The 11,144-nt window shown below is 70.6% G+C and carries 12 protein-coding genes; 4 read left to right on the forward strand and 8 right to left on the reverse strand.

Annotated elements, in window-relative coordinates; genetic code table 11:
- Positions 1-91 precede the first annotated feature (91 nt).
- The 3 genes from AB0C29_RS16545 to AB0C29_RS16555 all read right to left on the reverse strand — a co-directional run bounded on the left by AB0C29_RS16545 (position 92) and on the right by AB0C29_RS16555 (position 1,952).
- Positions 92-640: a hypothetical protein gene (locus tag AB0C29_RS16545; RefSeq protein WP_360820987.1), complete on the reverse strand. Its 549-nt coding sequence runs from the start codon at positions 638-640 to the stop codon at positions 92-94.
- 237 nt (positions 641-877) lie between these two features.
- The gene (locus AB0C29_RS16550) at positions 878-1,249 is read right to left on the reverse strand and encodes an SgcJ/EcaC family oxidoreductase (RefSeq protein WP_360820989.1); all 372 of its coding nucleotides are present in this window, start codon (positions 1,247-1,249) and stop codon (positions 878-880) included.
- Position 1,250: 1 nt separating this feature from the next.
- Positions 1,251-1,952 carry an SDR family oxidoreductase gene (locus tag AB0C29_RS16555; RefSeq protein WP_360820991.1) on the reverse strand — a complete coding sequence of 234 codons (702 nt, stop codon included), beginning with the start codon at positions 1,950-1,952 and terminating at the stop codon, positions 1,251-1,253.
- A 162-nt stretch (positions 1,953-2,114) separates the two neighbouring features.
- Here AB0C29_RS16555 and AB0C29_RS16560 point away from each other — a divergent pair, with 162 nt between their 5' ends.
- Positions 2,115-3,032, forward strand: a complete 918-nt coding sequence (locus tag AB0C29_RS16560; protein ID WP_360820992.1) for a LysR family transcriptional regulator — start codon at positions 2,115-2,117, stop codon at positions 3,030-3,032.
- Here the strand turns inward: AB0C29_RS16560 and AB0C29_RS16565 are convergent.
- Entirely contained in the window at positions 3,025-3,690 is a 666-nt protein-coding gene (locus AB0C29_RS16565) for a hypothetical protein (RefSeq protein ID WP_360820994.1), read from the reverse strand. The two genes, AB0C29_RS16560 and AB0C29_RS16565, sit on opposite strands and share 8 nt — an antisense overlap.
- 302 nt (positions 3,691-3,992) lie before the next feature.
- On the opposite strand from AB0C29_RS16565, the gene AB0C29_RS16570 reads away from it, so the two are divergent.
- From AB0C29_RS16570 to AB0C29_RS16580, 3 genes are all read left to right on the forward strand, one after another.
- Positions 3,993-4,598, forward strand: a complete 606-nt coding sequence (locus tag AB0C29_RS16570) for a polysaccharide deacetylase family protein (protein ID WP_360820996.1) — start codon at positions 3,993-3,995, stop codon at positions 4,596-4,598.
- Between the two features lie 3 nt (positions 4,599-4,601).
- Positions 4,602-5,687: an LCP family protein gene (locus AB0C29_RS16575; RefSeq protein WP_360820998.1), complete on the forward strand. Its 1,086-nt coding sequence runs from the start codon at positions 4,602-4,604 to the stop codon at positions 5,685-5,687.
- A 305-nt stretch (positions 5,688-5,992) separates the two neighbouring features.
- Positions 5,993-6,910, forward strand: a complete 918-nt coding sequence (locus AB0C29_RS16580; RefSeq protein WP_360820999.1) for an SDR family NAD(P)-dependent oxidoreductase — start codon at positions 5,993-5,995, stop codon at positions 6,908-6,910.
- Here AB0C29_RS16580 and AB0C29_RS16585 read toward each other — a convergent pair.
- The 4 genes from AB0C29_RS16585 to AB0C29_RS16600 form a co-directional block, all read right to left on the reverse strand.
- A complete protein-coding gene (locus tag AB0C29_RS16585; RefSeq protein WP_360821001.1) occupies positions 6,903-8,966 on the reverse strand; it encodes a GAF domain-containing protein in 2,064 nt (687 codons plus the stop codon). The genes AB0C29_RS16580 and AB0C29_RS16585 overlap by 8 nt on opposite strands.
- Positions 8,967-8,971: 5 nt before the next feature.
- Entirely contained in the window at positions 8,972-9,658 is a 687-nt protein-coding gene (locus AB0C29_RS16590) for a response regulator transcription factor (protein WP_360821003.1), read from the reverse strand.
- Positions 9,645-10,019, reverse strand: a complete 375-nt coding sequence (locus AB0C29_RS16595; RefSeq protein ID WP_360821005.1) for a response regulator — start codon at positions 10,017-10,019, stop codon at positions 9,645-9,647. The genes AB0C29_RS16590 and AB0C29_RS16595 overlap by 14 nt, the downstream gene beginning before the upstream one ends.
- Before the next feature lie 41 nt (positions 10,020-10,060).
- On the reverse strand, positions 10,061-11,144 hold a 1,084-nt coding region (locus AB0C29_RS16600), incomplete at its 5' end, for an ATP-binding protein (protein ID WP_360821007.1).

The following is an 11,144-nucleotide window of genomic DNA, read 5'->3' on the forward strand; positions in this document are numbered from 1 at the left end:
CAGCCCATTCCTCGTTCGTCAGATCACCACGCGCCACACCCGATCCAACGATCGACGCCCATGATCGCCACGATGATCTAAGAGACAGAACCTAGTAGACATGCAGCTCACCGCCCTGCGCGTCGTGCAGCCGCAGCGACACGACCTCGGCCCGGTCGCCGACGCCGTTCACGTGCACGGCGTAGACCCGGTAGGCGGGGTGGCCCGATCCGATGGTGGCGACCTCCCGCGGGATCCCGTCGGTAAGCGTGATCTCGATCGACGTGGCGGCGGCCGGCACGATGCCGTAGAGGATCGCGTCCGGCAGGCGTTTGCCCAGCCGCTCCGAATGGACCTGCTCGACGAGCCCGCCGGCCAGCCAGCCGTCGCCGCCGGCCACCCTGGGCCAGGCGCAGTCCCGGCCGGCCTCCCGCCAGTTGGCATAGGGGTCGTTGAACGTCTCCCGCTCGAGTCGGGCGCAGCGGACATCTGACGAGCCGGTGACCCGGAGCCGGTAGTTGTCGCCCTGGTCGAGGGCGAAGAAGGCGACGTTGGCTTTCCACCGGTCGCCGACGGCGAGACAGGTCCAGCCGGCGACGGCCAGCAGAACGAGAAAGACGGTGAAGGTACGGCGTAGAGCCTTGCGCGGCGCGGCCTTCATACGGCGCTCCTCCGTGGGTGACGCGCTCAAACGTAGCGGCCACGCACCACTGTGTGAGCCCGTCATGGTGCCGCCGATTCGCGGCACCATGACGGGGGCCGGCACCGCCTTACCTGCGCAGCGGCCAGTTCGAACGCGGCGTCGGTGCGCTGCTTGGCGACGTCGAGCGCCCAGCGGGCGACCTGCTCGCCGTTGCGGTCGGGGCGGGTGCTGCCAGGATGATGCCGATGCGGGTCATCACGGGGTGCGCTCTTTCGCGGGGATCCGTGGTGAGACGTGGTAGTGGGCGATCCGCCAGCCGTCGTCGGCCCGGCGCGCCACGACGGTGAGATCGACCGCGATCGGCGCCCGGTCGACGAACGTGAACTCGGCCTCGACCCAGCCCAGCACGACGTCGTCGGCGAGTTCGCGGGTCTGCCGGATCCGGTAGGCCACGGTCATCCCGGCCGGCTGCCCGGCGTAGTACTCCCGCACCCCGGCCCGCCCGATGCTGTACGGGTGCAGCCCCTGGAAGACGGCGTCCTCGGTGAACAGGTCGGCCACCTGCTCAGGGTGGTGGCCGTCGATCGCCCGCTGCCAGGCGTCGAGCAGGTTCGGCAGGACCGTCACGTCAGTGCCCCGCACTCTGGCCGCCGTCGACGTGCAGGATCTCGCCGGTGACGAACGGGGCGTTCTCGAGGAAGACGATGGCGTCGGTGACGTCGCTGATCGCGCCGAGCCGGCCGACCGGGTGCAGGCCGGCCAGGAACTCGTGGGTCTCGGCCGGGTGCATGGGGGTGGCGATGACGCCGGGCGAGACCGCGTTGAAGCGGATGCCGCGGGTCGCGTACTCGATGGCCAGGGCCTTGGTCGCCGAGTTGAGGCCGCCCTTGGTGAGCGAGGCGAGCGCCGCCGGCAGGCTGCTGTTGGCGTGGTCGGTCAGGCTGGTGGTCACCGTGACGACGTGCCCGCCGCCCTGGTCCAGCATCGCCGCGACGGCGGCCTGGGTGACGGCGACGAAGCCCCTCAGGTTGATCCCGGTGATCTGGTCGAAGTCCTCGGCCGTGTAGTCGGCGAACGGCTTGGCGATGAAGATGCCGGCGTTGTTGATCAGCGTGTCGATGCGGCCGAACTCGGCCAGGCCGGCCTCGATGATCCGGGCGCCGACCGCCGGATCGGCGATGTCACCCGGCACGGCGAGCACCCCCGGATCACCGGACGGCGTGATCCCGCGGGAGTTGGCGACCACGTGGTAGCCGAGCTTGCGGTAGGCGGAGACAGTGGCGGCGCCGATGCCCTGGGAGGCTCCGGTGACGACAGCAACCTTGGTCATGATGCTCCTTCTGGCTGAGGTGAACCTGATCTGACTCAGGTGAACCGGATCTGGGTGAGGTGAACCGGATCTGGCTGAAGCATCGGTCGCGATCCGCCGGTTGCCACGACCGGCTTCCTCCCGTCTGGGAGGCTGCGCCTATCAGGCGTTTATGCTGCCCGGATGGAGCTTCGTCAGCTTCGCTACTTCGTCGCGGTCGCCGAGGAGCTCAGCTTCGCCCGGGCCGCGGACCGGTTGCGGATCGCCGGGCCGTCGCTGTCGCAGCAGATCAAGGCGCTGGAGCGGGACCTGGGCACGCGGCTGTTCGACCGCGACCGGCGCTCGGTCGCGCTGACCGCGGCGGGCACGGTGCTGCTGCCGCGGACCCGGGCGCTGCTCGAGCAGGCCGACGACCTCAGGCGTACGGCGTCAGGGCTGTCGTCGTCCGAGCCGGTCCGGCTCGGCTACGTCAACTGGCGTCCACCCGACCTGGAACAACGCGCCGCCGGCACCGCCCAGCTGCTGGTCGACGCCTGGGTCCTGCCGTCGCACGCGCAGGCGGCCCGGGTCGTCGACGGCAGCATCGACCTCGCGATCTGCTGGGTGCCCAGCACGACGGTGCACGACGACGACCTCGACGCCCGCCTGCTCGGCGCCGACCGCCTGTACGCGGTGAGCACCGGCACCTCGGCCGAACCGGTCCGCGCCCGCGACACCGTGGTGCTCATCGACGCCGACGAGGTCAGCTGGTCGTCGTGGAACCGCTGGGCCGAGGCGCTGGGCGAGGAGACCGGCGCCCGGACGGTGGCCATCTCGGACGGCGGCATCACCGGTCCAGCGTTCTTCGACCACGTACGCCGCCTGCGCCGGCCGGTGGTGAACTGCCCCAAGGGTCAGACCACCCCGGTGCCGGCCGATCTGGTGGCCCGCCCGATCACGCGGCCGGCGCCGTACTGGACGTGGTCACTGGTCTCCCGCCGCAACGAGCAGCGACCCACGGTGCGAGCGCTCGTCGCGGCGCTGACCCGCTCGGTGGACGGGTGCGGCCTCGACAGCCCCGATGCTTGGGTGCCACCGGACGACCCGTACCGCGTCAGCTGAACGTTCGCAGGAAGATCTGATAGTCGTCCTGCGCTGCTTTCTCGATGCCGTACTGCACCATCGTGTGCAGCGTCACGGCGGTCAGATCCTTCGCGTACTCGCGTCCGGAGAATGCCGCGAGCGAGCGCCCGATCTCGTCGCCCGCGCAGTCGAGCAGATCATCGTCTCCCCGCAGGGAGTTCCACAGCGCCGCATAAGCCCTGCGGTCGTCCCAGCAGGCCAGGCCGACGGCTGCTTCCGCGCGTAAGCCGATGTCGGCGTTCTCATCGAGCAGCACCAGGCACAGGCGTTCGGCACGCCAGTCCCAGTGCAGCGGGGCCGGGTCGGCCAAGGCGTCCAGCAACTGCGCCGGCGGCCGGTAACAATGCCGTTCGACGTAATGCAGAAACAGCGTCGGCGCGGCGAAGATGCGACCGTCCGGCAGGTAGTACCGGTATTCGCCGTTGCCTTCGGCGTTTTCGCAGAACTCACACGCGTGCCAGCCCATGGTCACCCTGCCGACGCGCGGTGAAGCGGCCCGGAGCATCGTGACCTCGGCGGCAGTCAGTGGGTCCGCGGTGCCGCCCTGCACGCCGTGTTCAGGGCCGAGCCAACCGATCGAAGTCTCGGGCAGTGCGGAGTTCAGATACTCGTACGGCGTCAGGTCGAGGTATTCCATCACCCCGCATATTAGGGCCCCTCATCAGTTCCTGACATCTCGTCAGCACACTTCGATACGCCCCGAACGAACCGTCGCTCCCCCTGCGGCGACCGCGCGGGCCGGAGGTGATGTCGATGACGCAACAACGGATGACCGGAGGCAGGCGGGCGTTTCTCGCCCTCGGCGGTCTGTCCCTGCTCAGCGCCTGCGCCGAGCCGCAGCCGGAACCGCCCGCGCTTCCTCCGGTAGCGGTTCAGCCCTCGCCGAAACCACCATCACCAGCACCATCACCGTCAGCGACGGGACTGCCGCGCACTCCGGTGCAGAAGAAACCCCGGTACGTCGTACCGGTCAGGTCAGCGGACAAGGGCTCGCGGGTCGTGGCGCTCACCTTCGACGACGGCCCGGATCCGGCGTACACGCCGCAGGTACTCCGGCTCCTGCGGAAGCACCACGTCAAGGCCACCTTCTTCGTGATCGGACAGCAGGCCTCGGCGCACCCCGGCCTGGTGCGGTCCATCGTCGACGACGGACACACGATCGGTACCCACTCCTGGTCGCACGCGGACCTCAGCCGGTTGCCCGCAGGACGCGTACGGACCGAGGTGGGCCGGGCCGTGGACACCGTGGCCACGACAGTCGGCCGGATACCCGCGCTCTTCCGCGCCCCGTACGGAAGTTGGTCGCACACGGTCTTCGAGGTGTGCGCGACTCTCGGGCAGACCTCGATCGCGTGGGACGTCGACCCGCGGGACTGGGACAACCCCGGTGCGGCCCGGATCCGGGCGAAGATCCTGGACCAGGTCGGCAACCGCTCGATCGTGCTCACCCACGACGGCGGCGGCGACCGGTCGCAGACCGTACGGGCGCTGCGTAGCGTTCTGCCCGTACTCATCGACACCGGCTACCGATTCGTGGGGGTGTGAGCGATGGCCGAAACCCGTCGTCCGCGACGCCGCTGGGTGTTCGTGCTCGCCGTCGTTCTCGCCGTGCTCGTCACCGGGTCGGTGGCCGGCGTCGCCGGGCTGCGAAAGCTCTCCGGCCGCTACGAGGACGCAGTCGATCGGGCCGACCTGCTGCCTCCCGCACCCTCCCGGTCCCCGGGCGCTCCGACCGAGCCACCCAAGGTACGCGGACCGTTGAACCTGCTGCTCATCGGTTCGGACAGCCGCACGAAAGGCGAACCGGCTGACGGGCGCAGCGACGTCGTCATCCTCGTCCACATCCCCGAGGCGGCCGACCGGGCCTACGTGATCTCCATCCCGCGCGACACGTACCTGCCGATCGCCACGGCCGACGGCGAGCGCGGGTCCCGGAACAAGGTCAACGCGGCCTTCGCCTGGGGTGGCGCGCCCCGGCTCGTCCAGACGCTCAACAAGTTCGGCGGTATCACCATCGACTGGCCGGTCATCGTGGACTTCGCCGGCATCCGCAAGATCACTGACCTGGTCGGTGGCGTCGACGTCACCATCGACAAGAAGAGCGTCGACTCGTACCGCTTCCTGCCGGACGACAGCCCGTACCCGTCGGCACCGTGCACCGACCCGCAGGGCCGGTCCCGGCGCTGCGTCGCCTTCCCCGCGGGCAAAGTGCACCTCGACGGCAAACTCGCCGAGTACTACGTACGTCAGCGCCGCGGCCTGCCCAGCGACGACCTCGACCGGTCCCGGCGACACCAGCAGTACCTGCGGGCGCTGGCCGAGAAGGCGGCCGACCAGAACCTGCTCACCGACCCGCGGAAACTGGACCGGCTGGTGCGTGCCGCGGCCGGCATGCTGACCGTGGACCGGCGGATGCCGGTGCAACGCCTCGCGTTCACGCTCCGCCACCTGCGCGCCAAGGATCTGACGTTCATGACGTTGCCGATCGCGGAGAACCGGGACGTACCCGGAATCGGCTCGGTGATGGTGCCCGACTCGGCGCGCTGCCGAGAACTGTTCGCCGCGCTGCGCGACGGGCGGCTGGATGATTACCTGCGTGAGCACCCACCCAACGACGTACGGCACGGTCGCTGAGCGGCCGACGGAGGCACTGTGAGCCGGGTTCGTGAGCTGGGCGCTGCGGGATTTCGGTGGACCGACGAAACACTGGGAGATCGGAATCGCGCTGCTGCCCGAGTGGCGCGGCCGCGGCCGATGGTGTGACGGCTACCTCTACAGCCGCCTGAGAGATGATCCGGGGCCCGCGTAGGCGGGCGCGAGGCGCCGGTACGCGGTGGTGGGCCGGGTCCGCCGGAACCGGAATCCGGCTGACCGGATGGTCCCGACCTGCGAATTTTGTCATTCTCACGAGGTCGGCACGACTGCGTCAGGAGACAAGCATGCGGATCACCACGCCGTACGGGGCCAGTTCCACGGCTGACGAGGTCTCCGAGGGCATCGATCTGACCGGCAAGCGCGCCGTAGTCACCGGCGGGGCCTCCGGGATCGGTGTCGAGACGGCCCGCACGCTCGCTCGCCGGGGCGCGTCGGTCACCCTGGCCGTGCGGGACATCGACCGCGGTCGCAAGGTGGCCGAGGACCTCGGCCCCGGAGTCGACGTGCGGCACCTGGAGCTGACCGACCACGCGTCGATCGCCGCCTTCGCCGCGGACTGGCACGGCCCGCTACACCTGCTGATCAACAATGCGGGTGTGATGGCGCTGCCGTCGCTGACGCCCGACCCGCGAGGCTGGGAGTTCCAGTTCGCCACCAATCATCTCGGCCATTTCTCCCTCACCGCGCGGCTGCATCCCGCGCTCGCCGCGGCGGGCGGGGCCCGGGTGGTCAGCCTCAGCTCCTCCGCCCACCTGTTCTCGCCGGTCGTCTTCGACGACATCAACTTCAACTTCCGGCCGTACGACGCCACCCTCGCCTACGCGCAGTCGAAGACCGCGGTCAACCTGTTCGCCGTGGCGGCGAGTGCGCGCTGGCGCAACGACGGCATCACGGTGAACGCGGTCAACCCGGGCGCCATCGCGACGCCGTTGCAGCGTCACGTGGGCGGCAAGCTGGCCACCCCGGTCGAGTTGCAGAAGACGACCGGGCAGGGCGCCTCGACGTCGGTGCTGCTGGCCGTCTCGCCCCTGCTGGAGGGCATCGGCGGGCGCTACTTCAACGACAACCAGGAGGCTGTGCCGGTCGACCACCGGCCCGCCGGCGTCGAGGAGCTCGTGCGCAGCGTGGCGCCGTACTCGCTGGACCCGGAGAACGCCGAGCGGCTCTGGGCGATCTCCGCCGCGGCCATGGGTCTCACCTGAGACCGCCCGGCCGGGTGCCCGGCGTCGGGAGGACGACCCGCACCGTCGTTCCCGCGCCGCCGGCGCTGCTCAAGGTCAGGGTGCCGTCCAGGGCGTCCACTCGATCGGAGAGGCCGGTCAGGCCCGAGCCGGCTCGAGGATCGGCACCACCGACGCCGTCGTCGGTGATCTGGACGACGAGCTGGCCCGCCTCGCCGGCAACGGTCACCCGCGCCCGCGTCGCGTGCGCGTGTTTGACGACGTTCGTCAACGCCTCAGCGACGACGAAGTACGCGGTGACCTCGACATCGCTGGGCAATCGCCCCGCCGGCAGAGCGCTCAGGTCGAGATCCACGGGTATCGCCGCCGCGGTGACCAGCGAGTCGATCCCGGCCCGCAGACCGCCCCGGGCCAGGGCCACCGGAAGAATCCCGTGCACGATGTCGCGCAGCTCCACCGTTGCGCGCTCCGCGTGCTGCAACGCTTCCCGCATCAGCTCGACGGTGTCCTCGCCGCGGTCCGCGGCGTCGAGACCGAGCTTGAGGGACAACACGGTCTGGACGAGCCGCTGCTGAGCGCCGTCGTGGACATCACGCTGCAGCCGCTGCCGTACCTCGTTGGCCGTCGCCACCACTCTGGCCCGGGATGCCCGCAGCTCTTCCTTGTTCTGGGCGTTCGCGATCGCGGCCGCCGCGATCTCGGCGAGCTCAGCGAGCCGGTCCTCGGCATCGGCCGGGGGCGGCTCGCCCTGGGTGGTGGTCGACACGCCGCCCCACAACTGGCCCTCCACGACGATGGGAACGGCTACCAGCGCCCCGACGCCGAGTGCGCCGGCCGAACCGCCCTCGGCCCGGGTCCGGAAGCCGACCGGTACGGAGCTGCGGCACGTGGCGACCACCGTGCGATGAGTGCCGTCGTACCGGAAGAGATCGACGGCCGGCTCCCCGAGGATGTTCGAGGCTTCCGTCGCGACGGCGTCGAACACCTCGTCGAGGGCGGCTCCGCGGGCGACCAGTTCGGCGACCCGCCGCAGAGCGGCCTGCCGGGCAGCGAAATGCTCCAGCTCCGCGTGCGCCTCCACGTTCGCCAGGGCCGACGCCACCAGCTCGGCGAACTTGCCCAGGCGTAGCTCGGTGTCCGTCGGCAGGCGCCGGCCCTCGTTCACCGTGCCCAGGGCACCCCACAGCCGGCCGTTGACGATGATGGGCACCGAGACACTCGACCCGACCCCCAGGTCCCGGCAGTAGTAGCTCCGGTCGGGAAACCGGTCGTAGTGATCCAGCCGGGCGGGTTTCAGCGTACGCATCATCTCGTTCGAGGTGCCGCCGTCGTCCACCGGCACCGTGTACCGGGTGCCGACCGGCACGGGACCGTTGCGGGTGGCGAGCACCGTGAACATGCGGTTGCCCTCGTACCGGACCAGCGTGGTCGCCTCGTCCTGGACGAGACGGGCCGCCTCCTCGGCGACGGCTTCGAAGATCTCGGTCTCGCCGGCTTGATGCGCGACCAGCGCCGCGACCCTCAGCAGTGCGGCCTGCTCGGCGGCCAGGGCGAGGAAGTTCTCGCGGGCCGCCGCGCTCACCACGGCCGCACCGACGATCTCCGCGAACCTCGTCAGGCGAGCCTCGGTGCCGGCCGGTAGGGGGCCGGTCCTCGAGCCCATGCTCAGGGCGCCCCAGAGGCTCCCGTCCACCGTCACCGGAACAGCCACGACCGCTCGTACGCCGAGACCGGTTGTCGTCGTCGCTCCGGCGATGCCGGTGCAGTCGTCGATACGCTCGGCGCGGCCCGACTGCCACATCCGGGCCGCTATACCGTCGTCGCCGGTCAGGTGGAGCCGCGCCCCGACGGCCAGGTGACCGCCGGTCTGGGCGACGACGACGGAATCAGTGCCGCTGCCTTCGTACCTGGTCAGCGCGACCAGCCCGGCACCCAGCAGGGCGGACGTCTCCGCGGTGACCGCCGCGAAGACTTTCCCGGGCGGTTCGCCGGCCGCCATGACCGCGGTCACGCGCCGCAGAGCCGCTTGGCTGCGCGCCAGGTAGCGGCGGGACGCGGCCGGCCTGCGAGGGGACACCCCGGTCACCGCCGGCGGTCATCCGCGCGCAGATAGGTCAGGACGGCCTGGACCCGGCGGTGCTCGTTCTCCGTGGCGGTGATGCGCAGCTTGCGGAAGATCGCCGTCACATGCTTCTCGACGGATGCGTGACTGATCAGCAGGCTCTCCGCCACGCCCGCATTCGACAGCCCTTCGGCCATCGCCGCGAGCACTGCCAGTTCACGGGGGGTCAGCAGTTGCAGGGGGCCCTCCCTGGTGCGACGCCCGAGCATCCGGCCGACCACCTCAGGATCCAGTGCGCTGCCGCCGGCGGCGACGCGCGTGACCGCGTCGACGAACGCCTTGACGTCGCCGACCCGTTCCTTGAGCAGGTAGCCGATTCCCTCGGGTCGCTGGCCGACCAGATCCATCACGTACGCGGGCTCGCAGAACTGGGAGAGGATCAGCACACCGATCCGTGGTGAACGGCGACGCAGTTCCATCGCCGCCCGCAAGCCGTCGTCCTCCCGCCGGGGCGGCATCTGGACGTCGGCGACGACGACGTCGGGACGGTAGGCGAGCGTGCGGTGCAGCAGGTCGTCGGCGTCGCCGGACTGGGAGACGACCTCCAGCCCGGCGTCGGTGAGAATGCGGGCGACGCCCTCGCGAAGCAGCACGTCGTCCTCACCGATCGCCACCCGCAGGGGGCGGCGGGCGTCATTGTTCGTCATCGGCCCGGTCCTCGATGAGTTGTTGCAGGGCCGGGCTCAGCAGTTCGTCCTTCGGGAAGAAGCCGATCGCTCCGGCCCGGGCGGCAGCCGCGTTGTTCGCCGGGTCCGCGTCGGAGGAGAAGAGCACGACGCGCGTCGCCCAGGGGTTGGCCCGGAGTCGCCGCGTCAGGGAGAAACCGTCACCGTCCGGCAGGCCGACATCGACCAGAACGACGGAGGGATGCCGGGTATCCGCGTATTCGAGAGCCTCGGCGGTCGATCCGGCCTCGCCGATGGTGGTGTGACCCCAGCTGCGCAGGATACGGACAACGAGTCCCCGCACAGCTGCGTCGTCGTCGACGACCAGGATCGAGGCCCGCATCCGCTCATCGTCTCAGCACGGCACCCACGATGGCGGTAGGGCTAGCCGGAATTGTCCCGGCTCACCGGTGTCCCAGGCAGCGGCAGAGAAACGTGCACAACGGTCCCGTGGCCGGCCGGACTGGCCAGTGTCAGAGTTCCTTCAGCGGCTTGGACGCGGTCCGACACACCGATCAGTCCGGTGCCCCGGGCCGGATCGGCACCACCCACCCCGTCGTCGCTGACCTCGATGACCAGGCTGGAGCCGTCGGCGTGGACCGAGACGTCGGCCCGGGTGGCCCGGGCGTGCTTCACGACGTTCGTCAACGCCTCGGCGACGATGAAATACGCGGTGATCTCGATCTGCGTCGGCAGCCTGGGCGCCGTCAGCCGCACGCCCACCGGCAGGCTGATGTCGCTGATCAGCGACTCCAGGCCGGTCCGCAGTCCGCCCCGGATGAGCGAGGCCGGCAGGATCCCGTGCACCAGATCGCGGAGCTCGGCGTTGGCGCGTTCGGCGTGATGGAGCGCCTCGTCGACCTGGTCCACGACCGCGCCGCCCCGGGCGGCGGCTTCGCGGAGGATCTTCAGGGTGATGATCGTCTGCACGAGCCGCTGCTGAGCTCCGTCGTGAACGTCGCGTTGCAGACGCCGGCGGGTCTCGTCGGCGGTGGCCAGGACACGCGCCCGGGACGCGGTCAGCTGCGCCTTGTTCTCGGCGTTGGCGATCGCAGCGGCGGCCAGCTCCCCGAGCTGTTGCAGCCGTTGCCGCGCCGCACCGGACTCCGCGGGACGTTCGGCAGTGGTCGTCAGCTCTCCCCAGGCCCGTCCTTCGACAGAGACCACAACGGTGAGCTCCGAGCCGCCGCGAGAGGTGCTGTCATCGCCGGACCCGTGGGTCGCCACGGTGACGGCCGGTCCGTCGCCGTCGTAGCGCCGCAACGTCGTGTGCGCGCCGCCGAACAGCTTCGACGTCTCGAGGGTCACCGCCTCGAACACCGTGCCGAGAGCCGTACCGCGGGCGACCAGCTCGGCGACCCGCCGCAGGGCCGCCTGCTCCTCGGCCAGCAGGCGCAGCTCCTGCCGGGCCTGGGCCGCCGAGATGGCGGTGCCGGCGAGCTCGGCGAAGCCGGCGAGATCATCCTCC

Origin of the sequence: Actinoplanes sp. NPDC048791 (genome assembly GCF_040650095.1) — a bacterium.
GTDB lineage: Bacteria > Actinomycetota > Actinomycetes > Mycobacteriales > Micromonosporaceae > Actinoplanes.

Coding starts and splice junctions, on each gene's coding strand:
- AB0C29_RS16545 (WP_360820987.1), bottom strand. CDS start 640: ATGAAGGCCGCGCCGCGCAAGGCTCTACGCCGTACCTTCACCGTCTTT.
- AB0C29_RS16555 (WP_360820991.1), bottom strand. CDS start 1,952: ATGACCAAGGTTGCTGTCGTCACCGGAGCCTCCCAGGGCATCGGCGCC.
- AB0C29_RS16560 (WP_360820992.1), top strand. CDS start 2,115: ATGGAGCTTCGTCAGCTTCGCTACTTCGTCGCGGTCGCCGAGGAGCTC.
- AB0C29_RS16565 (WP_360820994.1), bottom strand. CDS start 3,690: ATGGAATACCTCGACCTGACGCCGTACGAGTATCTGAACTCCGCACTG.
- AB0C29_RS16575 (WP_360820998.1), top strand. CDS start 4,602: ATGGCCGAAACCCGTCGTCCGCGACGCCGCTGGGTGTTCGTGCTCGCC.
- AB0C29_RS16580 (WP_360820999.1), top strand. CDS start 5,993: ATGCGGATCACCACGCCGTACGGGGCCAGTTCCACGGCTGACGAGGTC.
- AB0C29_RS16590 (WP_360821003.1), bottom strand. CDS start 9,658: ATGACGAACAATGACGCCCGCCGCCCCCTGCGGGTGGCGATCGGTGAG.
- AB0C29_RS16595 (WP_360821005.1), bottom strand. CDS start 10,019: ATGCGGGCCTCGATCCTGGTCGTCGACGACGACGCAGCTGTGCGGGGA.